General features: G+C 66.7%; 23 protein-coding genes. 3 read left to right on the top strand and 20 right to left on the bottom strand.

Annotated elements, in window-relative coordinates; all coding sequences use genetic code 11:
- Positions 1–51 precede the first annotated feature (51 nt).
- From R9B84_RS03220 to R9B84_RS03195, 6 genes are all read right to left on the bottom strand, one after another.
- Positions 52–777, bottom strand: coding sequence for an amino acid ABC transporter ATP-binding protein (locus tag R9B84_RS03220; protein ID WP_423759177.1), 726 nt, complete (start codon positions 775–777; stop codon positions 52–54).
- Positions 774–1451: a glutamate/aspartate ABC transporter permease GltK gene (gene gltK / locus R9B84_RS03215; RefSeq protein ID WP_111015304.1), complete on the bottom strand. Its 678-nt coding sequence runs from the start codon at positions 1449–1451 to the stop codon at positions 774–776. The genes R9B84_RS03220 and gltK overlap by 4 nt, the downstream gene beginning before the upstream one ends.
- Positions 1451–2191, bottom strand: coding sequence for an amino acid ABC transporter permease (locus tag R9B84_RS03210; RefSeq protein ID WP_423759176.1), 741 nt, complete (start codon positions 2189–2191; stop codon positions 1451–1453). The genes gltK and R9B84_RS03210 overlap by 1 nt, the downstream gene beginning before the upstream one ends.
- 84 nt (positions 2192–2275) lie before the next feature.
- Positions 2276–3169 carry a glutamate/aspartate ABC transporter substrate-binding protein gene (locus R9B84_RS03205; RefSeq protein WP_423759175.1) on the bottom strand — a complete coding sequence of 298 codons (894 nt, stop codon included), beginning with the start codon at positions 3167–3169 and terminating at the stop codon, positions 2276–2278.
- 229 nt (positions 3170–3398) lie between these two features.
- The gene (locus R9B84_RS03200) at positions 3399–4685 is read right to left on the bottom strand and encodes a Glu/Leu/Phe/Val family dehydrogenase (protein ID WP_423759174.1); all 1287 of its coding nucleotides are present in this window, start codon (positions 4683–4685) and stop codon (positions 3399–3401) included.
- Positions 4686–4949: 264 nt separating this feature from the next.
- On the bottom strand, positions 4950–5903 hold the full coding sequence (locus R9B84_RS03195) for a LysR substrate-binding domain-containing protein (RefSeq protein ID WP_423759173.1): 954 nt from the start codon (positions 5901–5903) through the stop codon (positions 4950–4952).
- A gap of 231 nt (positions 5904–6134) precedes the next feature.
- On the opposite strand from R9B84_RS03195, the gene purB reads away from it, so the two are divergent.
- Positions 6135–7523: an adenylosuccinate lyase gene (gene purB / locus R9B84_RS03190; protein ID WP_423759172.1), complete on the top strand. Its 1389-nt coding sequence runs from the start codon at positions 6135–6137 to the stop codon at positions 7521–7523.
- A gap of 69 nt (positions 7524–7592) precedes the next feature.
- Here the strand turns inward: purB and R9B84_RS03185 are convergent, their stop codons facing one another.
- Positions 7593–9014 (bottom strand): NAD(P)/FAD-dependent oxidoreductase, encoded by a 1422-nt coding sequence (locus tag R9B84_RS03185; RefSeq protein WP_423759171.1) that lies wholly within the window; start codon positions 9012–9014, stop codon positions 7593–7595.
- A 276-nt stretch (positions 9015–9290) separates the two neighbouring features.
- On the opposite strand from R9B84_RS03185, the gene R9B84_RS03180 reads away from it, so the two are divergent.
- Positions 9291–9938, top strand: coding sequence for a TetR/AcrR family transcriptional regulator (locus R9B84_RS03180; protein ID WP_423759170.1), 648 nt, complete (start codon positions 9291–9293; stop codon positions 9936–9938).
- Positions 9939–10011: 73 nt separating this feature from the next.
- Here the strand turns inward: R9B84_RS03180 and R9B84_RS03175 are convergent, their stop codons facing one another.
- The 4 genes from R9B84_RS03175 to edd all read right to left on the bottom strand — a co-directional run bounded on the left by R9B84_RS03175 (position 10012) and on the right by edd (position 14613).
- Positions 10012–10515: a gluconokinase gene (locus tag R9B84_RS03175; RefSeq protein WP_065500789.1), complete on the bottom strand. Its 504-nt coding sequence runs from the start codon at positions 10513–10515 to the stop codon at positions 10012–10014.
- 13 nt (positions 10516–10528) lie between these two features.
- Positions 10529–11890: a GntP family permease gene (locus tag R9B84_RS03170; RefSeq protein WP_059687156.1), complete on the bottom strand. Its 1362-nt coding sequence runs from the start codon at positions 11888–11890 to the stop codon at positions 10529–10531.
- A 220-nt stretch (positions 11891–12110) separates the two neighbouring features.
- Positions 12111–12737, bottom strand: a complete 627-nt coding sequence (eda, locus tag R9B84_RS03165; protein WP_423759169.1) for a bifunctional 4-hydroxy-2-oxoglutarate aldolase/2-dehydro-3-deoxy-phosphogluconate aldolase — start codon at positions 12735–12737, stop codon at positions 12111–12113.
- Between the two features lie 19 nt (positions 12738–12756).
- Entirely contained in the window at positions 12757–14613 is a 1857-nt protein-coding gene (gene edd, locus R9B84_RS03160; RefSeq protein WP_423759168.1) for a phosphogluconate dehydratase, read from the bottom strand.
- Between the two features lie 293 nt (positions 14614–14906).
- On the opposite strand from edd, the gene R9B84_RS03155 reads away from it, so the two are divergent.
- Positions 14907–15755 (top strand): MurR/RpiR family transcriptional regulator, encoded by an 849-nt coding sequence (locus R9B84_RS03155; protein WP_423759167.1) that lies wholly within the window; start codon positions 14907–14909, stop codon positions 15753–15755.
- Positions 15756–15865: 110 nt separating this feature from the next.
- Here R9B84_RS03155 and R9B84_RS03150 read toward each other — a convergent pair whose 3' ends face one another.
- From R9B84_RS03150 to R9B84_RS03110, 9 genes are all read right to left on the bottom strand, one after another.
- A complete protein-coding gene (locus R9B84_RS03150) occupies positions 15866–16288 on the bottom strand; it encodes a CopD family protein (protein WP_006760213.1) in 423 nt (140 codons plus the stop codon).
- 17 nt (positions 16289–16305) lie between these two features.
- On the bottom strand, positions 16306–17577 hold the full coding sequence (locus R9B84_RS03145; RefSeq protein WP_423759166.1) for a glutamate-5-semialdehyde dehydrogenase: 1272 nt from the start codon (positions 17575–17577) through the stop codon (positions 16306–16308).
- Between the two features lie 165 nt (positions 17578–17742).
- Positions 17743–18837: a DNA polymerase III subunit delta gene (holA, locus tag R9B84_RS03140; protein WP_047899794.1), complete on the bottom strand. Its 1095-nt coding sequence runs from the start codon at positions 18835–18837 to the stop codon at positions 17743–17745.
- Between the two features lie 18 nt (positions 18838–18855).
- Positions 18856–19407 (bottom strand): LPS assembly lipoprotein LptE, encoded by a 552-nt coding sequence (gene lptE / locus R9B84_RS03135; protein ID WP_423759165.1) that lies wholly within the window; start codon positions 19405–19407, stop codon positions 18856–18858.
- A gap of 38 nt (positions 19408–19445) precedes the next feature.
- Complete coding sequence (leuS, locus tag R9B84_RS03130; RefSeq protein WP_423759164.1) at positions 19446–22040, bottom strand: leucine--tRNA ligase; 2595 nt, start codon at positions 22038–22040, stop codon at positions 19446–19448.
- Between the two features lie 292 nt (positions 22041–22332).
- Entirely contained in the window at positions 22333–22794 is a 462-nt protein-coding gene (locus R9B84_RS03125) for an ExbD/TolR family protein (RefSeq protein WP_423759163.1), read from the bottom strand.
- A gap of 24 nt (positions 22795–22818) precedes the next feature.
- Positions 22819–23487, bottom strand: coding sequence for a MotA/TolQ/ExbB proton channel family protein (locus R9B84_RS03120; RefSeq protein ID WP_262540904.1), 669 nt, complete (start codon positions 23485–23487; stop codon positions 22819–22821).
- Positions 23488–23505: 18 nt separating this feature from the next.
- Complete coding sequence (dapB, locus tag R9B84_RS03115; RefSeq protein ID WP_321792922.1) at positions 23506–24303, bottom strand: 4-hydroxy-tetrahydrodipicolinate reductase; 798 nt, start codon at positions 24301–24303, stop codon at positions 23506–23508.
- 65 nt (positions 24304–24368) lie between these two features.
- Positions 24369–25187: an outer membrane protein assembly factor BamE gene (locus tag R9B84_RS03110; protein WP_423759162.1), complete on the bottom strand. Its 819-nt coding sequence runs from the start codon at positions 25185–25187 to the stop codon at positions 24369–24371.
- Positions 25188–25195: the final 8 nt, after the last annotated feature.

Genomic DNA, 25195 nt, shown 5'->3' with positions numbered 1-25195 from the left:
GCCGGGCGGTTTCGCATTGGCGCACACGAAGCGCACGCAGTGCGCGAACGCTCAGTGCAGGATCTTCGCGAGGAAGTCCTTCGCGCGTTCCGATTTCGGATTCGAGAAGAAATCGTCCTTGCGGTCGTCCTCGACGATCGCGCCCTTGTCCATGAAGATCACGCGATGCGCGACCTTCTTCGCGAAGCCCATCTCGTGCGTGACGACCATCATCGTCATCCCTTCCTGCGCGAGTTCGACCATCACGTCGAGCACTTCGTTGATCATCTCGGGATCGAGCGCGGACGTCGGTTCGTCGAACAGCATCGCGATCGGGTCCATCGACAGCGCGCGCGCGATCGCGACACGCTGCTGCTGGCCGCCCGACAGCTGGCCCGGATACTTGTGCGCATGCGCCTTCAGGCCGACGCGATCGAGCAGCTTCATGCCCTTCTCGGTCGCTTCGTCCTTGCCACGGCCGAGCACCTTGATCTGCGCGAGCGTCAGGTTCTCGGTGATCGACAGGTGCGGGAACAGCTCGAAATGCTGGAACACCATCCCGACCTTGGAGCGCAGCTTCGACAGGTTCGTCTTCTTGTCGCCGACCGACTGGCCGTTCACGAGGATCTCGCCCTGCTGGAACGGCTCGAGGCCGTTGACGGTCTTGATCAGCGTCGACTTGCCGGAGCCCGACGGGCCGCACACGACGACCACTTCGCCTTTCTTGACCTCGGTCGTGCAGTCGGTGAGAACCTGAAACTGCCCGTACCACTTGGAAACGTTCTTGATGGAAATCATCGTGTGACCTTTTTCTGGAGACTCTTGACGAGAACAGACGCCAACGAGCAAATCACGAAATAGCATGCGCCGGCGAACAGGACCATCTCGACGGTCGTGCCGTCGCGATCGCCGACGTTGGCGGCCGTGCGGAAGAAGTCCGCGAGACTGATCACGTACACGAGCGACGTATCCTGGAACAGGACGATCGCCTGCGTGAGCAGCAGCGGCACCATCGCGCGGAACGCCTGCGGCAGGATCACGAGGCGCATTGCGTGCGAGTAGTTCATGCCGAGCGCGAACGCGGCGTTCACCTGCCCGCGCGGCACGGACTGGATGCCGGCGCGGATGATCTCGGAATAATACGCGGCCTCGAACAGCGAGAACGCGACCATCGCCGACGCGAGGCGGATGTCGATCGTCGGCGACAACCCGAGCACGCCCTGCAGCAACTGCGGCACGATCAGGAAGAACCACAGCAGCACCATCACGAGCGGGATCGAGCGGAACACCGTCACGTAGCCCTGCGCGAACCACGCGAGCGGCTTGACGCCCGACAGCCGCATCAGCGCCAGCAGCGTGCCCCACACGATCCCGATGACGATCGCGATCAGCGTGATCTGCAACGTGACGATCGCACCCGTCCACAGCGTCGGCAGCGCGCCGGGAATACTACTCCAGTCGAACTGATGCATCACTTGCCTCCGATATAGCCGGGCAGCCGCGTACGGCCTTCGATCCAGCGCATGAGCGCCATCACGACGAGGTTGATCAGCACATACGCGAGCGTGACCGCGATGAACGACTCATAGGTCTGCGCGGTGTAGTCGACGAGCTGGCGCGCCTGCGCGGACAGGTCGAGCAGGCCGATCGTCGACGCGACGGCGGAGTTCTTGAAGATGTTCAGGAATTCCGACGTGAGCGGCGGCACGATGATCCGGTACGCAACGGGCAGCAGCACGTAGCGGTACGTCTGCCATTGCGTGAAGCCCATCGCGAGGCCGGCGGCGCGCTGGCCCTTCGGCAGCGCGTTGATCCCCGAGCGCACCTGTTCGCACACGCGCGCGCCCGTGAACAGCCCGAGGCAGACGATCGACGCGGTAAAGAACTGCGTGCCGGGCGGCAACTGCTTGATCCAGGTGCCGATCGACGCGGGCAGCAGTTCGGGTATCACGAGATACCAGACGAAGAACTGCACGATCAGCGGAATGTTCCGGAAGATCGACACGTACACGGTGCCGATCGCGGACAGCCTTTTGTCCGGCACCGTGCGCAGCACGCCGAACAGCGAACCGACGATCAGCGCGATGACCCAGGCGGCGAGCGACACTTCGATCGTCACCCGGAAGCCGGACATCAGCCATCCGAAATAAGTCGTCGGCTCGCCGGTTGACACGGGGCTCAGGAAGATGCCCCAGTTCCAGTGGTAAGACATGGGCAAGACTCCAGCAAAAAGAGACGGAAGAAGCGTGGCCTCTTCCGTCTCATTAGCGTCATTTCTGCATCAACGGCCGTATGGTCAGTCGAGCGCCTTGTCGTTCGGGTTCGCGTACAGCTTCTTCATCGAATCGGACAGCGGGAAGTTCAGGTTCAGCCCCTTCGGCGGGATCGGGTTCTCGAACCACTTCGCGTAGATCTTCGCGGCTTCGCCCGACTTCTCGACTTGCGAGATCGCGTCGTCGACGACCTTCTTGAAGTCCGCATCGCCCTTGCGCATCATGCAGCCGTACGCTTCTTCCGATTGCGGCGTGCCGACGATCACCCACTCGCCCGGCTGCTTCGCCTTCGCGCGCTCGCCCGCGAGCAGCGCGTCATCCATCATGAACGCAACCGCGCGGCCCGATTCCAGCGTGTTGAACGAATCGCCGTGATCCTTCGCGCTGATGATGTTCATGCCGAGCTGCTTGTCGTTGTTCATCTTGCGCAGCAGGCGCTCGGACGTCGTGCCGGCAGTGGTCACGACCGTCTTGCCCTTCAGGTCCGCGAAATCCTTGACGCCCGAATCCTTCTTCGTCATCAGGCGCGTGCCGATCACGAAGATCGTGTCGGAGAACGCAGCCTGCTGCTGACGCTCGGTGTTGTTGGTCGTCGAGCCGCACTCGATGTCGACCGTGCCGTTCTGCACGAGCGGAATGCGGTTCTGCGACGTGACCGGGATGTTCTTCACCTGCAGGTTCGGCAGGTTCAGCTTCTTCTTCACCGCGTCGACCACCTTCAGCTGGAATTCGCGCGAATAACCGACTACCTGCTGGCTCTGGTCGTAGTAGGAGAACGGGATCGACGATTCGCGGTGGCCCAGCGCGATCACGCCCGTGTCCTTGATCTTCTTCAGCGTGCCCGTCTCCTGAGCATGCGCGCCGCTTGCGAACGCGCAGAGCGCCGCGAACATCAGGACTGCCTTGTGGTATTTCATTTTGGTCATCTCCTTGGCTAAAACCCGCGCCAGTGTATCAAAGTAATATTTTTGAAAGTACTGGTTGTTTTCCGAACTACGAATCGCGCTGGCCGGCGCCTCCCTCCCGGCCCCGGGCACCCTTTTCGCGCCCCAATGCGCGCGCGGGCGGCACCGGATTCGGCACCGCCCGCGAGGGTTCATGTACGCAACCGGATGGATTGCGTCATGGCTAGATCATAGTCGACGATCAGGGATACAGGCCGCGCATTTCGCGCGCCATCAGGATGCGCTTGCATGCGACGATGAACGCCGCCGTACGCACCGTCACCTTGTGCTCTTCCGAGACCGCCCACACGCCGGCGAACGCTTCGCGCATCACGCGCTCGAGACGGTGGTTGATCTCGTCTTCCGTCCAGAAGAAGCTCGAGAAATCCTGCACCCATTCGAAGTACGACACGGTCACGCCGCCCGCGTTCGCGATCACGTCGGGGATCACGAGCACGCCGTTCGCGCTCAGGATGTCGTCCGCCGCCGTCGTCGTCGGGCCGTTCGCGCCTTCGACGATGATCTTCGTGCGGATCTTCGCTGCGTTCTTCTCGGTGATCTGGTTTTCCAGTGCCGCCGGGATCAGGATGTCGGTCTCGACCGTCCAGAACTCGTCGTTCGGCATCGGCTCCGCGCCTTCGAAGCCCGCGACGCCGCCCGTGCGTGCGACGTGGTCGAGCAGCTTGTTCGAATCGAGGCCGGCCGGCTGGTAGATCGTGCCCGTGTGATCCTGAACCGCGATCACCTTCGCGCCCGCTTCCTGGAACAGCTTCGCCGCGATGCCGCCGACGTTGCCGAAGCCCTGCACCGCGATACGTGCGCCTTCGATCTCGAGGCCCTTCTTCTTCGCCGCTTCGCAGCCGACGACGAACACGCCGCGGCCCGTGGCTTCCTTGCGGCCGAGCGAACCGCCGAGCGCGATCGGCTTGCCGGTCACAACGCCGGTCGACGTCTGGCCCTGGTTCATCGAGTACGTGTCCATCATCCACGCCATCACCTGTTCGTTGGTGTTGACGTCCGGCGCCGGAATGTCGGTGTTCGGCCCGATGATGATGCCGATTTCGCTGGTGTAGCGGCGCGTCACGCGCTCGAGCTCACCACGCGACAGCTTGCGCGGGTCGACGCGGATACCGCCCTTCGCACCGCCGTACGGCACGTTCACTGCTGCGTTCTTCACGGACATCCATGCGGACAGTGCCATCACTTCCGACAGCGTCACGTCCTGGTGGTAGCGCACGCCGCCCTTGCCCGGGCCGCGCGACACGTTGTGCTGCACGCGATAGCCTTCGAAGTGCGCGACGGTGCCGTTGTCGAGCTCGATGGGGCAGTCGACGATCAGGATGCGCTTCGGACGCTTCAGCGTTTCGAGCCAGCGCGACAGCGAACCGAGGTACGGCGCGACGCGATCGACTTGCTGAAGATAGTTGCCCCACGGGCCGAGATCGTCAGCGTGCAGGTAGGACGGGATGGACTGCAATTGCGAAGACATGGATGCTCCAACGGTCAACAGGTGCGCACATTGTCGAAAAACCCGTTTTTTTTATCCAATGCCGTTTGCTTATTCGATTATGCGTTTCTTGCATGATCGCGATTTTTCGCAAATCTGCGGTCGATTTGCGCAAGAACGCACGCGATCGGTCGTGCATCGCGTCCGCGAAAAATCGTGTTGAGCGTGCGCGGACCGGCCGCCGGACAGCCGTCCGACAGGTGCGGCAAGCTCGCCGTCAGCCGGTCGCAGTCGATCGCGCGCAGTCTAACCGTCGGTATCGCGCAGTTCGTCGCGCACGACCTCCCACAGCGCGCGCACGAGCTTCTGCCGCGGATCGTCGCCCTGCAGCGCGAGCTTGTCGCAGTACAGCCGGATCTCCATCGTCAGCGTGAACGGATGCGCGCCGCCGCGCACCGAACGGTCGAGCCGGATCAGCCGGCCGGCCGCGACCGCGTCCTCGACCGCGCTGTGCGGCAGGAACGCGACGCCGTGCCCCGCGAGCGCCATCGCCTTCAGCCCTTCGGCCATGTCGGTTTCGTAGACGCGATCGAGGAACAGTCGCGTCGGCGCGTTCGCGACGATGACTTCCGTCATCCGGCCGAGATACGCGTTCGGCGTATACGACAGGTACGGCACGCGCGCGTCGGCCGTGCCGGGCAGCGTATAGCGAGGCCGGCCCGCGCGGCCGGGCGCCGAGAACGGGCTGATCGGCTCGCTGCCGAGGATCAGCATGTCGTAGCGCGCCGGATCGAGCGCGACCGGATGGCTCGGGTGGTGGTAGCCCATCACGAGATCGCAGCCGCCCTCGACGAGCGACAGCACGGCGTCGTGCACGTTCAGCGCGCGCAGCCGCGTGTGGACCTGGCCCATCTTCGCCTCGATCCGTTGCAGCCAGCGCGGGAAATACGTGAGCGACAGCGTGTGCGGCACCGCGAACTCGATCGTCGGCACCGGCGCGCCGACGTGGCCGCGCAGCAGCGTGCGTGCCTCGTGCGCCTGCGACAGCATCGTCAGCGCCTGCTCGTAGAAGATCTGCCCGGCCTGCGTGAGCCGCGTCGGATAGACCGAACGATCGATCAGTTCGGTCGCGAGCCACGCTTCGAGCGCCTGGATGCGCCGCGAAAACGCGGGCTGCGACACGTGCCGCAGTTCGGCGGACCGGCTAAAGCTGCGCGTTTCCGCGAGCGAAACGAAGTCTTCGAGCCATTTCAGTTCCATGCAGGCGGGCGCGGCGGGCGGCGGTCGGGAAGAAGCCTGCATTCTACCGGCGGGCGGGCCCGGCCGGCGGCGACGCGCGCGGCCCGGCGGCCCGCTGCGCACCCGTGCCGGGGCGGCGTCGGCACGCGGCGGCGCCCGCCGGCCGCGCGCGGCCGGGATCGTCGCGCGCCAATGGTAAAATGCCGGATTCTCCCTCCCCTCGCTCGACCCGGCCCCAAGGCCCGCCCGATCATGTCCGACACTCGTCCCGATACGCTTTTCGCCCTCACCGCGCTCTCGCCCATCGACGGCCGCTACGCCAGCAAGACCGAAGCGCTGCGCGACTGGCTCTCCGAAGCCGCCTTCATGCGCCACCGCGTCACCGTCGAGGTGCACTGGCTGATCGCGCTGTCGCGCGCCGGCTTCGCGGAAGTCCCGCGCTTCTCCGATGCATCCGAGCAGTTCCTGCTGCAGCTCGCCGAGCGCTTCACCGCGCACGACGCCGCACGCATCAAGGAAATCGAGCGCGTGACGAACCACGACGTGAAGGCCGTCGAATACTGGCTGAAGGAATCGGTGAAGGGCCAGGCCGAACTCGAGAAGGCAAGCGAGTTCATCCACTTCGCGTGCACGTCCGAGGACATCAACAACACGTCGCACGGGATGATGCTCGCCGGCGCGCGCGAACACGTGATCGTGCCGGCGCTGCGCACGGTCTACCAGCGCCTCGTCGCGCTCGCGCACGCGCACGCCGAACAGCCGATGCTGTCGCGCACGCACGGCCAGCCGGCCAGCCCGACGACGCTCGGCAAGGAACTCGCGAACGTCGCCGCGCGTCTCGCGCGTGCGATCGCACGCATCGAGAAGGTCGAGATCCTCGGCAAGATGAACGGCGCGGTCGGCAACTTCAACGCGCATCTTTCCGCGTATCCGGAATTCGACTGGGAAGCGTTCTCGCGCGACGTGATCGAAAACCGCCTGAAGCTCACGTTCAACCCGTACACGATCCAGATCGAGCCGCACGACTACATGGCCGAGCTGTTCGACGCGGTCGCACGCGCGAACACGATCCTGCTCGACCTCGACCGCGACGTGTGGGGCTACATCTCGGTCGGTTACTTCAAGCAGAAGACGAAGGCCGGCGAAATCGGCTCGTCGACGATGCCGCACAAGGTCAACCCGATCGACTTCGAGAACTCGGAAGGCAACCTCGGCCTCGCGAACGCGACGCTGCGCCACCTCGCCGACAAGCTGCCGGTGTCGCGCTGGCAGCGCGACCTCACCGACTCGACGGTGCTGCGCAACATGGGCGTCGCGCTCGGCTACTCGCTGCTCGCGTACGACTCGCTGATCCGCGGCCTCGACAAGCTCGAAGTGAATCCGCAGCGCCTGAACGACGATCTCGACAACTGCTGGGAAGTGCTCGCCGAGCCGGTGCAGACGGTGATGCGCCGCTACGGCATCGAGAACCCGTACGAGCAGCTGAAGGAACTGACGCGCGGCAAGGGCATCACGCGCGAAGCACTGCAGCAGTTCGTCGGCACGCTCGCGATCCCGCAGGACGCGAAGGACCGCCTGCTCGCGATGACGCCCGCGTCGTACATCGGCAAGGCCGTCGAACTCGCGAAGCGGATCGCGTAAGCGCCGCCGTCGCCGGACGAACCAAAGCCCGATGCGAGCAATCGCATCGGGCTTTTTCCTTTTGGACGCTCAGAACGAAATCATCCGGCCCGGGTTGAGCGCACTCATCACGCTCATCGCGGCTTTCGCTGCGGGAATCGCGATCGGCGACAACTGCCGGCCGAGCGGAATCTCGCGATGGTCGATGCCGGTCAGCATCGAGAAATCGTCGTTGTGGCCGACGAAATCGTCGCAGATCGCCTTGCCGATCCGCACCGTCTGCGCGACGCCGTGGCCGCTCCAGCCCTGCACCATGTACATCGGCACGCGGCCGTCGGTCTTGCGGCTGTCGGTGGCGCCGTTCAGCGTGAAGTCGCTGACGCCGCTCCAGCAGTAGTCGAGCGCGAAGCTGCCGTCCGCCTGCGGAAACACCGTGTTCAGCCGCGTCAGCAGATACGCGTTGACGTCGGGCTGCGCCCAGCAGGTGCCGGTGCCCTGCCCGCCGAACAGCAGCCGGTTGCCGCGCACCGGCCGGTAGTAGTCGATCTGGAACTGCGTGTCGTACACGGGCATGCCGGCCGGCATCAGCGTCGCGACATCGATGTCGAGCGGCGCCGTCACGCTCACGTACGTGAAGAACGGCACGGTCGTCGCGGCGCCGTCGTCGAGCAGCCGGAACGTCGTGTTGTGCAGCGCGAGCACGACGCCCTTGCGCGCGGTGATCGTGCCGCCCGGCGTCGTCGCGACGACGCCCGCCGGCGTCTCGTCGAGCTCGAGCACCTCGGTGCCCTCGAACAGCGCGCCGCCGTTCAGCCGGAAGCCGTGCACGAGGCCGCGCACGAGCGCGAGCGGATGGATCTGGCCGCCGAGCGCGTCGATCGCCGCACCGTGGTACAGCCCCGAGCGCACGTATTCGTCGTGCAGTTGGTGGCGGCCGACGAGCGTCACGCCTGCATCGCCGAGATGACGGCGTGCATCCGCGCCGTCGAGCAGCGCGCTCATGTGGCCGGGGTGGACGGCTGCCGTGATGTGGCCGCGCTTGCGGTCGAGATCGAGTGCGTAACGCGCGCCGATCGCATCGATCAGGTTCATCGATTCGGTCGACGCGAAGCGCCACAGCCGTTTCGCATCGGCATGCGACAGGTGGTCGATCATGTCGGCCGCTTCCCAGCGCGCGAGGCCGGGCGTCAACTGGCCGCCATTGCGGCCCGATGCGGCCGAGCCGACGTGATGCTTGTCGACGAGGATCGTGTCGACGCCCGCTTCCGCGAGATGCAGCGCGGCCGACGCGCCGAGCAGGCCTGCGCCGATCACGAGCACGTCGCATACGGCGTCGTGCGCGAGCGGCGCGGTGTTCGCGTGGGGCGACAGCGACGCCTCGTACCAGTTGGCCGGGCGCTCGCCGTCGTAGCGGGCCGGGTCGCACCAGTTCCAGTTGTCTTTTTCGATGTTCAGTTGCGTTTGCTCGAAACGCGATTCGCCCTGGATCAGGGGTTGATTGCTGGAGATCATGATTGCACTTGCATGGTCTTGGGCCGCCTGTCGAAGAGCCTTCTGGCTTTGCGTGTGGGGCAGCCGGTTCCACATGGGTGTCAACGAGAAAAGAGGCGCGGTGGCCCGTGTTGACGGCGGACACGCTCGTGCCGCCTGGATCCCGGACTGTGCGAAAGCACGTATTGAAAGGTGCCGGGACACCCAATTTCTACATCGCAGAAATAATTCTACAGTGTAGAATATGCTTTGGTCAAGTTTACGGCCGGACCCGCTCCGGCATGCCAGCCCGCATCGATGAAAGACAAACCCGCCCAGGGCCCGCGCGGCCTCGACAAGGACGCGATCGTCGCGGCCGCGCTCGCGCTGCTCGAAGACGTCGGCGAAGCCGCGTTCAGCGTGCGCAAGCTCGCGCAGTCGGTCGGCTGCGACCCGATGAGCGTGCTGTATCACTTCAAGTCGAAGGACGGCCTGAGCCGCGCGATCGCAAACGCGCTGTCGCGCTCGCTCGTGCCGGTCGACGATGCGCTGCCGTGGCGCGAGCGGCTGCGCGACCTCGCGCGCCAGTACCGCGCGCTCGCGCTGCGCCACCCGGCCGCGTTCGCACTCCTGCAGCGCCACATGAGCACGGGGCCGGCCGATCTCGCGCACATCGAGGCCGTGCATCGCGCACTGGCCGACGCCGGCATCCCGCGCGCGGCACTGCCGTCGGTGTGCGTCGGCTGGTATGCGAGCGTGATCGGGCTCGCCGCCGCTGAGGCTGGCGGTCTCACGCGGCCCGCGAACGACGTGGAGCTGGCGGAAATGAACGCACTGTCGGACACCGAGCATCCGCTCGTCCGGTCGGCCGCCCCGCTCTATGCGCAGCTCGATCCGGAGATCGTGCACGACACGATGCTCGACGTGCTGCTCGACGGCATCGCGAAGCGCGCGCACGCGGCCTGACCGGCTGGCGCGCCGCCAACGAAAAAGGCGCCCCGAAGGGCGCCTTTGTCATGACGATTGCCGCGAACTGCGCTCAGTGCTGATGCGCGATGTCGATCTTCAGCATCACCTGATCGACGATCTGTTCGGGCGTCAGCTCGATGCTGACCACGATCGCTTCGTCCGGGCCCGGCTCCTCGAGCGTGTCGAGCTGGCTCTTCAGCAGCGACGGATCGAAGAAATGGCCGGTGCGGGTCTTCAGGCGCTCGTGCAACACCTCGAACGAACCCTTCAGATATACGAACCGCACGTCGGTGTCGGTGCCGCGCAGCACGTCGCGGTACGAACGCTTCAGCGACGAGCACGTGAACACGGCCGTCTCGCCCGCGCGCTGCTTTTCCTCGATGGCCTCGCGGATCGAGCGCAGCCACGGCCAACGGTCGTCGTCGGTCAGCGGAATGCCGTTGTGCATCTTTTCCTTGTTCGCCGCGCTGTGAAACGCGTCGCCGTCGGTATAGCTGCACGACAGGCGTTCCGCCAGCATTTCGCCGATTCGCGACTTGCCCGCGCCTGACACGCCCATTGCGATCAGAATCATTGACTACCCCTTGTTACAAAACCATGCTCAGCAGCAGCGTGAAGCTCAGGCCGAGCACCGAGATGATCGTTTCGAGCAGCGTCCACGTCTTGAACGTCTGGCCGACCGTCATCCCGAAATATTCCTTGATCAGCCAGAAGCCGCCGTCGTTCACGTGCGAGAAGATCAGCGAGCCCGAGCCCGTCGCGAGCACCAGCAGTTCCGGACGGACCGCCGCGCCCGATGCCGCCGCGATCGGTGCGACGATGCCGCAGGCCGTCGTCATCGCGACCGTTGCCGAGCCCGTGGCCAGACGAATCAGCGCGGCGACGAACCAGCCGAGCAGCAGCGGCGACAGGTGCGCCTGCGTGGCGGTTGCGACGATCTGCTGCGAGATCCCGCTATCACGCAGGATACCGCCAAAGCCGCCGCCCGCGCCGACGATCAGCGTGATCCCGGCGATCGGTGCCAGGCACTCGCCGCAGAACTTCTGGATCTGGTCGCGGTTGAAGCCCTGCAGCTTGCCGAACGTGAAGAAGCTCACGAGCACGGCGATCAGCAGCGCGACGTCCGAGTTGCCGGCAAAACGCAGCAGATTGTTCGGCAGCGTCTTCGGCGCGAACAGCAGGTCGGCCCAGCTGCCGACCAGCATCAGGATCACCGGCAGCAGGATCGTGAACAGCGTGATACCGAAGCCCGGCAGCTCGCGCTTCTTGCCTTCGGTGTGCGTGTCGACGAATTGCGCGGCGAGCGGATTGTTCTCCGGCAGCTTCACGAACTTCGAGATCGTCAGCGCGAACAGCGGGCCCGCGACGATCGCGGTCGGCACGCCGACGATCAGGCCGAATGCGATCGTCTTGCCGATATCGGCGCCGTACTGCTGGACCGCGAGCAGCGCGGCCGGGTGCGGCGGGATCAGCCCGTGCACGACCGACAGGCCGGCCACCATCGGCAGGCCGACGACGAGCAGCGACTTGCCGGTGCGCTTCGCGACGTTGAACGCGATCGGGATCAGCAGCACGAAGCCGACTTCGAAGAACACCGGCAGGCCGACGATGATCGCGACGAACATCATCGCCCAGTGGATGTTCTTTTCACCGAACCAGTCGATCAGCGTGGTCGCGATCCGTTCGGCGCCGCCCGATTCGGCCATCATCTTGCCGAGCATCGTGCCGAGGCCGACGACGATCGCGATGTGGCCGAGCGTATTGCCATTGCCCGTCTCGAACGACTTGACGATCTTGTCCATCGGCATCCCGACCACCAGGCCGAGGCCGAGCGACACGATGATGAGCACCAGGAACGGATAGATCTTGAACCGCGCGATCATCACGATCAACGCCACGATCGCGATCACGGTATAGATGAGCAGCATGCTGCCTTGGACAGCCCCCATGTGGACTCCTCCTTGGGATTATTCGAACCGGGCGGATCGTTGCGAGTATGCCCGGCTATGCAGGTCTCCGAAACAGCGGGGAGACCCCCACCGTCAGGACGCTGAATTTTACTTATCTTTACGGTCCGCGGATAGAACCGGTTCCATCAGCAAAAACCCTCAGTAAAACAAGCATTAAGCGCTTGTTTCCCGAGGGTCGGACTACCATTTAGTACAAGTCTTAACGGGGGAGCTGGCTCGCGGCTTGCGCGAGGCGCGTGACTTCGACCCAGTCCTGCGCGGCGAGCGCCGCCTTCGGCGTGAGCCACGAGCCGCCGACGCACACGACGTTCGGCAGCTTCAGGAAATTCGGCGCGGTGTCGACCGTGATGCCGCCCGTCGGGCAGAACTTCAGCGCCGGGAACGGGCCGTGGAACGCCTGCAGCATCGGCACGCCGCCGGCCTGCTGCGCGGGGAAGAACTTCACGATCTCGTAGCCGAATTCGAGTGCCTGGATGATGTCGCTCGGCGTCATCACGCCCGGCAGCAGCGGCAGGCCCGCGTCGAGCGACGCGAGGTGCAGATCCTTCGTCAGGCCCGGCGACACGCCGAACTTCGCGCCGGCCTTCTTCGCCTGCGCGCAATGCTCGGGCTTCGTGATCGTGCCGACACCGACGACGATGTCGTCCGCGAGCTGGCTCGCGCGCTGGATCGCCTCCAGGCCGGCCGGCGTACGCAGCGTGATCTCGAGGACCTTCACGCCGCCCGCGTGCAACGCACGCGACACGTGTTCGCCCTGCTCGACCGAGTCGAATGCGAGCACCGGAATGACCGGGCCCAGCTTCACGATTTCAGCAATCGTCTTCATCAAATTCGCTCCTTGAAATTCATGCGTCGACGCGGACGGCCGTTTCGCCGACCAGCGCCCCGAAAACCGATGCGCCCTGCTCGGCCGGCGCCGCGGCCGCGCGGAACACGCCGAACAGTTCGCGCCCGAAACCGACCTCGTTCTCGGCCTGGTGCAGCGGCTGCGCGACCGGGCGCGCCTGCCACTCGGCGTCGTCGACCTCGATGTCGAGCACGCCGGCTTCCGCGTCGATCACGAGCGTGTCGCCCGTCTTCACCTTGCCGAGCGGGCCGGCCAGCAGCGCTTCCGGCGACACGTGGATCACGGCCGGCACCTTGCCCGATGCGCCCGACATGCGACCGTCGGTCACCAGCGCGACGTGGAAGCCCTGATCCTGCAGCACGCCGAGCAGCGGCGTCAAACGGTGCAGTTCGGGCATCCCGTTCGCGCGCGCGCCCTGGAAGCGCACAACCGCGACGAAATCGCGCTTCAGCTCGCCGCGATCGAACGCTTCCTGCACGGCTTCCTGCGAATCGAACACGATCGCGGGCGCCGTCACCTTGCGGTGCTCGGGCGCGACCGCCGAAATCTTGATCACGCCGCGGCCAAGCCGGCCCTGCATCAGGCGCAGGCCGCCGTCCGGCTGGAACGGATCACCGATGCCGCGCAGCACCTTCGTATCGTGGCTCTCGGCCGCGCCGTCGACCCACGTCAGCTTGCCGTCGATCAGCTTCGGCTCCCTCGTGTAGTGCGACAGCCCCTTGCCGGCGACGGTCGTCACGTCCTCGTGCAGCAGCCCGCCTTCGAGCAGGTTGCGCACCAGGAACGCGACGCCGCCCGCCGCGTGGAAGTGGTTCACGTCGGCCTTGCCGTTCGGGTAGATCTTCGCGAGCAGCGGCACGGCGGCCGACAGCTCGTCGAAATCGTCCCAGTCGATCAGGATGCCGGCCGCGCGCGCGATCGCGACGAGGTGCAGCGTATGGTTGGTCGAGCCGCCCGTCGCGAGCAGCGCGACGATCCCGTTGACGATCGCCTTCTCGTCGATCACATGGCCGATCGGCGTGTAGTGGCCGCGCTCGACGGTCAGGTCGAGCACGCGGCGCGCGGCCTCGGCCGTCAGCGCGGCGCGCAGCGGCGTGTGCGGATGGACGAACGCCGAACCCGGCAGGTGCAGGCCCATCAGTTCCATCAGCATCTGGTTGCTGTTCGCGGTGCCGTAGAACGTGCAGGTGCCGTGGCCGTGATACGCGGCCGATTCGGCTTCGAGCAGCGCGTCGCGGCCGACCTGGCCGGTCGCGAACTGCTGGCGGATCTTCGCCTTGTCGTCGTTCGACAGGCCGCTCGTCATCGGGCCGGCCGGCACGAAGATCGTCGGCAGGTGGCCGAACTGCAGCGCGCCGATCAGGAGGCCCGGCACGATCTTGTCGCAGATGCCGAGGCAGAGCGCCGCGTCGAACATGTTGTGCGTGAGCGCGATCGCCGTGCCCATCGCGATCGCCTCGCGCGAGAACAGCGACAGCTCCATCCCCGGGTTGCCCTGCGTGACGCCGTCGCACATCGCCGGCACGCCGCCCGCGAACTGCGCGACACCGCCGTTCTCGCGCGCGGCGACCTTGATGATGTCGGGGAAATCCTTGTACGGCGCATGCGCGGACAGCATCTCGTTGTACGAGGACACGATGCCGATGTTCGGCTCGCGGATCGTCTTGATCGCGAACTTGTCGCTGCCCTCGAGGCCCGCGAAGCCGTGCGCGAGGTTCGCGCAGGACAGCGCGCCGCGCGCCGGGAACTTGCCCTGCGCGCCGTCGATGCGCTGCAGATAGGCGGAACGGGTCGATTGGCTGCGGGCGATCACGCGTTCGGTGACCTTCGCCAGAGTGGGGTGCAGCGACGTCATGCTGGGCGCTCCTGTATGCCGGCCGACACCGGCGGTTGGAATCGTGGGGACGGTCGAATGCATCGACTGAACGAAGCCAGTCTAGTAGAAAAACTACAAGCATGCAATGCGGATCGATTCACGCGAAACCCTTATTCCCGCCACCAGCATGGCTTTACCTAGTGAAAACCCTAACCACCACCCCCCTCGCTACGCCGAAAGCATCACGATAGCGCTAGTAATTTCTTGTAGATTTTCTACAATTCGATTGCGATACACTCGCTCATCCGAACCCGATTTCCATCTGCCGTCCCATGCTGCCTCGCATTGAAGCGATCCGCGCCGAGTTGCGCCCGTCCGAGCGCAAGCTCGCCGACTACATCCTCGCCGCGCCGCGCGAGGTGCTCGACCTCGCAATGACCGAGCTGTCGACGCGCGCGGGCGTCAGCCAGCCGACGATCGCGCGCTTCTGCCAGGCGCTCGGCTGCAGCGGCTTTCGCGAATTCAAGATCCGGCTCGCGCAGAGCGTCGCGCCGGGCGTGTCGTCGGTGTATCGCGACGTCGAGCCCGACGAACCGGCGCCCGGCATCATCGGCAAGGTGTTCGACCGCACGATCGGCGCGCTGATCGAGGTGCGCAACAGCCTGTCCGCGGGCAGCGTCGCCGATGCGATCGCGCTGCTGTCGAACGCGTCGCGGATCGAGTTCTACGGCGCCGGCGGCTCGGGTATCGCCGCGCAGGACATCCAGCACAAGTTCTTCCGGCTCGGCGTGCCGAGCGTTGCGTATTCGGATCCGCACACGTTCTCGATGTCGTCGGCGCTGCTCGGGCCGCACGACGTCGTCGTCGCGATCTCGAACACCGGCCGCACGCGCGACATCGTCGACGCCGCGCGCTCCGCGCTCGCGTGCGGCGCGAAGGTCGTCGCGATCACGCAGAGCCATTCGCCGCTCGCGAAGCTCGCGACGGTCAGCCTCGCATCGAACGTCGCCGAGGAAACGGACGTGTTCTCGCCGATGACGTCGCGGATGTCGCATCTCGCGATCGGCGACATCCTCGCGGTCGGCGTCGCGCTGTCGCGCGGCCCCGCGCTGATGGAACGGGTCGGCCGCGCGAAGGAAGCGATCACGCGCCGGCGGATCGACGACGGCTCGAAGGATTGAAAAGCGCCGCGCAGAACCGCGCGTAAACGACAAACGGCGCCCCGCAGGGCGCCGTTGCGCATGAATCAGCGGCGACGTGCTCGCCGGCCGCACCTAGCCGGCCGCACCGCTCAAAATGGCTTGATCACGACCAGCGCGACCGCCGCGAGCATGCCGAGCACCGGCAGCTCGTTGAACACGCGATACCACTTGTCGGTGCGGCGGTTCTCGCCGCGCTCGAAGACCCGCAGCAGGTGCCCGCAGTATGCGTGGTAGATGACGAGCAGCAGCACGACCGTCACCTTCGCATGGATCCAGCCCTGCCCCTGCCCGATGCCGATCACGAGCCAGAGCCACAGCCCGCAGGCCAGCGCCGGCACCGCGATCATCGTCATGAAGCGGAACAGCTTGCGCGCCATCAGCAGCAGGCGTCGCACGGCGGCCGGATCGGTTTCCATGGCCAGGTTCACGTAGATGCGCGGCAGGTAGAACAGCCCGGCGAACCACGCGGCGATCAGAACGATATGGAACGTCTTGACCCAGAGCATTGCCATCGGTTGTGCGCCTCGCTTTACTGGCGGCCTTCGCCGTGTCCGAGCACGACGTACTTCAGCGACGTCAGCCCTTCCAGGCCCACGGGGCCGCGTGCGTGCAGCTTGTCGTTCGAGATGCCGATTTCCGCGCCGAGGCCGAATTCGAAGCCGTCCGCGAAGCGCGTCGACGCGTTGACCATCACGCTCGCCGAATCGACCTCGCGCAGGAAACGCATCGCGCGGTCGTGATCCTCGGTGACGATCGCATCCGTGTGATGCGAGCCGTAATGGTTGATGTGCTCGATCGCAGCATCGAGGCCGTCGACGACCTTGATCGCGAGCACCGGCGCGAGATATTCGGTGTGCCAGTCTTCCTCGGTCGCATCGACGAGCGGACCGACGCCCGCATCGGCGAGCACCGCGCGCGCGGCCGCATCGACGCGCAGCTCGACCTGCTTGTCGCGATACAGCTTGCCGAGCGGCGGCAGCAGCTTCGCCGCGACACCGCTCGCGACGAGCAGCGTCTCCATCGTGTTGCAGGTGCCGTAGCGGTGCGTCTTCGCGTTGTCGCAGACGGTGAGCGCCTTGTCGAGATCGGCGCGATCGTCGACGTACACGTGGCAGATGCCGTCGAGGTGCTTGATCATCGGCACGCGCGCCTCGTTGATCAGGCGTTCGATCAGGCTCTTGCCGCCGCGCGGCACGATCACGTCGACGTATTCGGTCATCGTGATCAGCTTGCCGACCGCCGCGCGATCGGCCGTCGCGACGACCTGCACCGCGTCCTGCGGCAGGCCGGCGGCGGCGAGACCCTCGCCGATCAGCTTCGCGAGCGCCGTGTTCGATTCGAGCGCTTCGGAGCCGCCGCGCAGGATCGTCGCGTTGCCCGACTTCAGGCACAGCGCGGCCGCGTCGATCGTCACGTTCGGGCGCGATTCGTAGATGATGCCGATCACGCCGAGCGGCACGCGCATCTGGCCGACCTGGATCCCGCTCGGGCGGTACTTGAGATTGCCGATCTCGCCGATCGGATCGGCCAGCGACGCGACCTGGCGCAGGCCTTCGACCATCGTCGTCAGCGCCTTGTCGGACAGCGTCAGGCGGTCGACGAATGCTGCATCGAGCCCTTTTTCACGGGCGCGGGCGACGTCGCGCGCGTTCGCGTCCTTCAGCGCCTGCGCGTCGCGTTCGATCGCGCGGGCCACGGCGTCGAGCGCCGCGTTCTTCGCGGCCGTGCTGGCGCGCGCCATCGCGCGGGAAGCGTGCCGGGCGCGACGGCCCAGGTCGGTCATGTACTGATCGATATCCATCGTGTGACTCGAGAAGCGAGCCGCGCTGGGCGGCATGAATTCGTGGGGAAGCGTGGGGCGGCCATCCGTGGGGCGGCCATCCGTGGGCGGCGGCCGGATGGCGGCCCCGACCATCGAAGCATTGTAAGCGGGTTGCGCAGCGCGCGCTGAAGGCCCGACCGGGGCTTAGCGTCGCACGCGACCCGCGGTCGGCGGTCGCTCGCCGCGCGCGCCCGCGACCGTCATTGCAAGCTGGAACAGGCCGTCCCACGGATCGGGCGGCGGTTCGTCCTGCGTGCGGCGGCCCGGCACGACGGCCGTGAGCCCCTTGACCTGCCGGTCGAGCTTCGCGGCGAATGCGAGCGCCTTCTCGAGCACGGGTTCCGACACGCGGTTCAGCGCGGGGCCGATCAGCCGCTCGCGCGGGCCCCACACGCGGTTCTCGCGCAGCAGCGTCGCCAGCGGCTTGCCGGCCGTCGCGCCGCGCTTGATCCGCAGCAGCGTGCGCAACTCCTCGACGACGGCCCACATCACGAGCACGATCGCCTCGCCCTCGCCCTTCAGCCCGTCGATCATCCGCGCGAGCCGCGCGGCGTCGCCGGCGAGCATCGCTTCGTTCAGCTTGAACACGTCGTAACGCGCGACGTTCAGCACCGCATCGTGCACCTGCTCGAACGACAGCGCGCCCTGCGGATACAGCAGCCCGAGTTTCTGGATTTCCTGGTGCGCGGCAAGCAGGTTGCCTTCGACGCGCTCCGCGATGAACTGCAGCGCGCGCCGCCCGTCGTCGCCGGCCGCGACGCGCTGGCCCTGCATCGACAGACGCTGGCCGATCCAGTTCGGCAGTTGCGCGCGGTCGACCGGATCGATCTTCAGCGCGACGCCGCCGTTCTGCAGCGCGGTAAACCACGCGGATTTCTGCGTGGCCGCGTCGAGACGCGGCAGCGTGACGAGCATCAGCGCGTCGGGATTGGGCGTGGCCGCGAGCGTCTTCAGCGCGTCGGCGCCTTCCTTGCCGGGCTTGCCCGACGGAATGCGCAGCTCGATCAGCTGGCGCTCGCCGAACAGCGACATCGCCTGGGTCGCGCCGAGCAGCACGCTCCAGTCGAAGCCGCGCTCGACCGTATGCACCGACCGCTCGGTGAAGCCGGCCGCGCGCGCGGCCGCACGAATGCGGTCGCACGCTTCCTGCGCGAGCAGCGGCTCGTCGCCGTAGACGGTATAGAGCCCGGCCAACCCCTTCGCGAGGTGCGGCTCCAGCGCATCAAGTCGCAATTGCATCGGTGCGTGCGCCGTCGATCAGAGCGGCGGCGGCGGCAGCGGCGCGCGCGGCGAGACGCCCGGCACCACGTCCTCCGGCGCCGGCGTCAGCGAGTGGACGATCGCGAGACGCCGCATCAACTGGTCGACCGCATCGTTCTGCATGTCGCCGTACAGGATGTCTGCTTCCTGCGCCTTCGCATTCGTGTACTTGTCGCTGTACGTCATCGCGCGGTTCAGCGCGATCACGCTCGGCGGGATCAGCACGGTGCCGTCCTTGCTCGTCAGCGTGTAGTTCAGCGTATAGAACAGCGCGTACTCCTGCGCCGAACCGTACTTGTTGAGCGTCAGCGTGTTCTGTCCGCGCGACTCCCACATGTGCAGCACGGCGTCGGCGTCGTCCGCCGACTTGACGATCTTCGTGTCGCTGCCGGCCTCGACGAGGCGCGTCAGCCGCGCCTCGGCGGATGCCGGCGCGCCGGCCACCAGCAGGTGCTTGAACGCATAGTCCTGCTGGCCGCGCAACTGGAAGCCGCATGCCGACAGCGCGACCGCGCTGCCGACGAGCATCAAAAACGATCTGCGGATCACCTTCGCTCCTTCTGGGTACGTCCGACGGCCGGCGGCCGTCAGACGACGATGTTCACGAGGCGGCCCGGCACGACGACGATCTTCTTCGCCGGCTTGCCGTCGCTGAACTTCGCGAACGCGTCGTCGGCCACCGCTGCGGCTTCGATCGCCTCGCGGCTCGCGTCCTTCGCGACCTTCAGCGCGCCGCGCACCTTGCCGTTCACCTGCAGCACGAGTTCGATCTCGGCCTGCTCGAGCGCGGCCTCGTCGACCTTCGGCCACGGTGCATCGAGCAGCGGGCCGAATTCGTCCGCGTAACCGAGCGCCTTCCACAGCTCGAACGTGACGTGCGGCACGACCGGGTACAGCACGCGCAGCAGCACGCCATACGTTTCGCGCAGCACGCCGGGCGTTGCGCCCTTCGCGCCGTCGACCGCGTTCAGCATCTTCATCGCGGCCGACACGACCGTGTTGTACTGCAGGCGCTGGTAGTCGAAATCGGCCTGCTTCAGCACGCTGTAGATCTCGCGGCGCAGCGCCTTGTCGGTTTCGCCGAGCGCGGCCGCATCGAAGCCCGCGCGCGCGGCGAGCGCTTCGCGGTTCGCATGGCCGAAGCTCCACACGCGGCGCAGGAAGCGGCTCGCGCCCTCGACGCCCGCGCCCGACCACTCGAGCTGCTGCTCGGGCGGTGCGGCGAACATCGTGAACAGGCGCGCGGTATCGGCGCCGTACAGGTCGATCAGCACCTGCGGATCGACGCCGTTGTTCTTCGACTTCGACATCTTCTCGATGCCGCCGAGCACGACCGGCTGGCCGTCCGCGTTCAGCGTCGCGCCGACCGGGCGGCCCTTCTCGTCGAACGTGACCGTCACGTCGGCCGGGTTGTACCAGGTCTTCTTGCCCGATGCGTCTTCGCGGTAGAACGTCTCGTTCAGCACCATCCCCTGCGTGAGCAGGTTCTTCGCCGGCTCGCCGAACTTCACGAGGCCGAGGTCGCGCATCACCTTGGTCCAGAAGCGCGAATACAGCAGGTGCAGGATCGCGTGCTCGATGCCGCCGATGTATTGATCCATCGGCATCCAGTAATCGGTGCGCGCGTCGACCATCGTCTCGGCGTCCGGCGCCGTGTAGCGCGAGAAGTACCACGACGAATCGACGAAGGTATCCATCGTGTCGGTTTCGCGCTTCGCGGCCGTGCCGCACTTCGGGCACGTGCAGTTCAGGAACGCTTCCGACTTTGCGAGCGGGTTGCCCGAGCCGTCCGGCACGAGGTCTTCCGGCAGCACGACGGGCAGATCCTGCTCCGGCACCGGCACGTCACCGCACGACGGGCAGTGGATGATCGGGATCGGCGTGCCCCAGTAGCGCTGGCGCGATACGCCCCAGTCGCGCAGGCGCCACGTGACCTGCTTGTCGCCGTAACCGCCGGCCTTCAGGTCGGCCGCGATCGCGTCGACCGCCGCGCCGTATGCGAGGCCGTCGTACTTGCCGCTGTTCACGCAGGCCGCGACTTCCTTGTCGCCGTACCACTCCTGCCACGCGTCGAGCGAGTACGTCTGGCCTTCGGCCGCGATCACCTGCTTGATCGGCAGGTCGTATTTCTTCGCGAACGCGAAATCGCGCTCGTCGTGCGCGGGCACGCCCATCACCGCGCCTTCGCCATAGCTCATCAGCACGTAGTTGCCGATCCACACCTCGACGGGCTCGCCCGTCAGCGGATGCGTGACCGAGAAGCCCGTCGCGACGCCCTTCTTCTCCATCGTCGCGACGTCGGCCTCGGCGACGCCGCCGCGCTTGCATTCGTCGATGAACGCCAGCAGCTCGGGCTTGTCCTGTGCAAGACGCGTGGCGAGCGGGTGCTCGGCCGCGACCGCGCAGAACGTGACGCCCATGATCGTGTCGGCACGCGTCGTGAACACGCGCAGCAGCTTTTTCTCGCCGTCGAGTTCGTACGGGAAGCCGAAGTTCACGCCGAAGCTCTTGCCGATCCAGTTCTGCTGCATGATCTTCACGCGCTCGGGCCAGCCGAGGCCGTCGAGATCGTTCAGCAGCTCATCCGCGTACTGCGTGATCCGCAGGTAGTACATCGGGATCTCGCGCTTTTCGACGAGCGCGCCCGAACGCCAGCCGCGGCCGTCGATCACCTGCTCGTTCGCGAGCACGGTCTGGTCGACCGGATCCCAGTTCACGGTGCCTGTCTTCTTGTACGCGATGCCCTTCTCGAGCATCTTCAGGAACAGCCACTGGTTCCACTTGTAGTAGTCGGGCTTGCACGTCGCGATCTCGCGCGACCAGTCGATCGCGAGGCCCATCGACTGCATCTGGCCCTTCATGTAGTCGATGTTGTCGTAGGTCCACTTCGCGGGCGGCACGCCGTTCGCCATCGCGGCGTTTTCGGCCGGCATCCCGAACGCATCCCAGCCCATCGGCATCAGCGTGTTGTAGCCGTTCATCCGCAGATAGCGGTACATCACGTCGTTGATCGTGTAGTTGCGCACGTGACCCATGTGCAGCTTGCCGGACGGGTACGGCAGCATCGACACGCAGTAGAACTTCGGCTTCTGCGAATCTTCCTTCGTCTTGTAGGCATCGGCTGCGCGCCAGTCGCCCTGGGCGGCGGCTTCGACGTCGGCGGGTACGTATCTCTCGTGCATGGTGTGGTTCGGACTAGGCTTTAAGCGGCGCGACGGCTCGCGCGCAGGTGTGGATCGAAAATCGTGCTTGCCCGGCGGACCTGCAGGTTCGCTGTTGCCGGACCTGTTCGCGGTTTCCGGGCATTTTCCGGGTAACCCGCAGCATGCCCGGGTAGCCTGAAAATTCCGGGTTACCTGAAAAAGCCTGCCAACCGGGAAAAACGTTGATTATACCGCCCGCGGCGGGCCATTCGGCCGGTCATGCGGCGGTCGGCCGATCCCGCGGCGGGCGCGGACCGGCCGGAAGATCCGCTCAGCGGTTCGCCGGCGCGGCAGACGGCGCAGCGGAACCGCCCGCCTGCGGCGGCACATCGGTCACGAAGCCGATTCGCGTGAGGCCCGCGGCCTGCGCGGCGCCCATCACCTGCGCGATCACGTCGTAACGCGTCGCGCGCGACGCGCGCAGCCGCAGCTCGGGCGGCGCGCCGCCCGCGACGGCGGCCCGGAAGCGCGCGGGCAGCACGTCGAGCGCAACCGGCGCGTCGTCCCAGTACAGCTTGCCCGCGTCGTCGATCGACAGCGTGACGGATTGCGGCGTGTCGCGCGCGACGCTGGCCGCGACCTTCGGCAGGTCGAGCCGGATCGCGTGCGTCATCAGCGGCGCGGTAATGATGAAGATGACGAGCAGCACGAGCATCACGTCGATCAGCGGCGTCATGTTGATCTCCGCCATTGGTGCCGAGGTCTTGTGGTGCTCGAGTCCGCCGAATGCCATGGTCGTTCCCCCCGGGCCGGCGCGTCAGGCGTCCTGCGCGCACACGAATACGTGCAGGTCGCGCGCGAAGCCGTCGAGTTCCTCGGCGAGCTGCCGCACGAGCCGCCCGAGGATGTTGTAGGCCAGCACGGCCGGAATCGCGACGACGAGCCCGAACGCGGTCATGATCAGCGCCTCGCCGACCGGCCCCGCGACGTTCTCGATCTGCGCCTGCCCGCTCGCGGCGATGCTGCCGAGCGCGTGGTAGATGCCCCACACGGTGCCGAGCAGCCCGACGAACGGCGCGGTACTGCCGATCGACGCGAGCAGCACCTGGCCGAATTCGAGACGCCGCTGCGAGCGCAGCATCGCGTGGCGCAACGCGCGCAGCACGCGTTCGCTACGCTCGACGCGCGCGGCCAGCGCGGCCGGATCGTGGTCGTCGGCCGCGTCGCGCGCGGCTTCGGCGAGCGGCACGAACACGCGCTCGCGGTCGGCGCCGGCGAGCGCGGCAATGCCCGCGTCGAGCGACGGCGCACGCCAGAACGCGGCGAGCGCACGCGGCCCCTGCCGCTTCGCGCGGACCAGCAGCCAGGCTTTCATGAAGAGGAAGCACCAGCTGGCGACGGACATCGCCAGCAGCACATAGGCAACGGCATGCGTGATCGCATCGCCGCTTTCGAGGTAGTGGACAACGCCGGTGGGAATCGCCATCGGAGTTTCCCCGTTGTGTCAGCGCAGGCCGAGCACGTCCTGCATGTCGAACAGGCCGGCGCCGCGCGCCGACAGGAAGCGGACCGCGCGCAGCGCGCCCTGCGCATACGACACGCGGCTCGACGACTTGTGCGTGATCTCGATGCGCTCGCCGATCCCGGCGAACAGCACGGTGTGATCGCCGACGATGTCGCCGCCGCGCACCGCGGCAAAGCCGATCGACGACGGATCGCGTTCGCCCGTCACGCCGTGGCGGCCGTACACCGCGCAATCGTCGAGCGAGCGCCCGAGCGCGCCGGCGACGGCTTCGCCCATCATCAGCGCGGTACCCGACGGCGCGTCGACCTTGTGGCGATGATGCGCCTCGATGATCTCGATGTCGTAGCCGTGCGAGAAATGCTTTGCCGCGAATTCGAGCAGCTTCAGCGTGACGTTCACGCCGACGCTCATGTTCGCCGCGAACACGATGCCGATCTTGCCCGCAGCGGCCTGCAGTTCGGCCTTCTGCTCGGCGGTGAAGCCGGTCGTGCCGATCACGAGCTTCACGTCGTGGCGCAGCGCGGCCTCGATGTGCGCGATCGTGCCTTCCGGACGCGTGAAATCGATCAGGTAGTCGGCCTGCGCAAACACGGCGTCGAGGTCGTCGGTCAGCTTGATCCCGGTTTCCTTGCCGAGGAACGCGCCGGCGTCCTGGCCGAGGAACGGCGAATCGGCGCGATCGAGCGCGCCGACGAGCTGTGCGTCGGAATCGTTGAGAACGGCTTCGATCAGCATCCGGCCCATTCGGCCCGATGCGCCGGCAATCGCAATCTTCATGGCTTTCTACACGACAGGTCTAAAGGCGGGCGGCGCAAGCCGCCCCGTTTCCGCACGCCGGCCGCTTACTGCGACTGGGCCGGCGCGGTGATCGGCTGGTTCTGCAGCGTGTCCGAGCCTTGCGGGCCGACCGGCGGCGACGCCTCGCTCGACACGTTCGGCTGCGGCGGACGATGGAACTGGAACTGCGGCTGGATCGCCGGCACCGCGCCCGGCGGCTGGCCGCCTGGCACCGGCGCACCGCCGGCAGCCTGCGTGGACGGCGCGAAGCGGCGCGCGCTCGAGCCTTGGCCCGACACCTGGTTGGTCGCGCGGTTCGCTGCACGTGCGGCCTGCGCGTTCGCATCCTGGTCGACCACCGCGCCGGACGCCGGCACGGCGGACGGGCTGGCGACAGCCTCCGGCGCAGGCGCGCTCGCCGCTTGCGCAGCGCGTGCGGCAGCAGCCTCGGAAGCGGCCTTCGCCGCCGCGGCCGCCTTCGCCTTCCTGCCGCCGCGGTCGCCGTCGATGTCGGCCAGCAGGTCGAGCTCGGACGGCAGGTTGTCGGCGCCGGTCCAGCCCGCGAGGCGATCGCCCGCGAAGGTCACGACGAGATCGCGCTGCTGGACGATCGCCGTCGAGCCGCGCTTGAAGTAGAAGAGGTAATCCCAGCGGTCGGCGTGGAACATGTCCGCCAGCAGCGGCGTGCCGAGCAACGCGCGCACCTGCTCGCGCGTCATGCCGACCTGCAGTTGTGCGGCCTTCTCCTGCGACACGAAGTTGCCCTGCACGACGGTGATCCGATAGGGCGTGATGCTCTGCGCGATGCGCTGCGTCACGCTGTCGTACGACGAACAACCAGCCAGCGCCGCAACGGCGGCGGCAGCGATGATGGCACTCCGCATGCGACTCC

Origin of the sequence: Burkholderia sp. NLJ2, assembly GCF_049487195.1 — a bacterium.
Taxonomy (GTDB): domain Bacteria; phylum Pseudomonadota; class Gammaproteobacteria; order Burkholderiales; family Burkholderiaceae; genus Burkholderia; species Burkholderia pyrrocinia.
The sequence above is the reverse complement of the archived record's forward strand: the minus strand, read 5'-3'. Positions and strand labels throughout refer to the sequence as shown.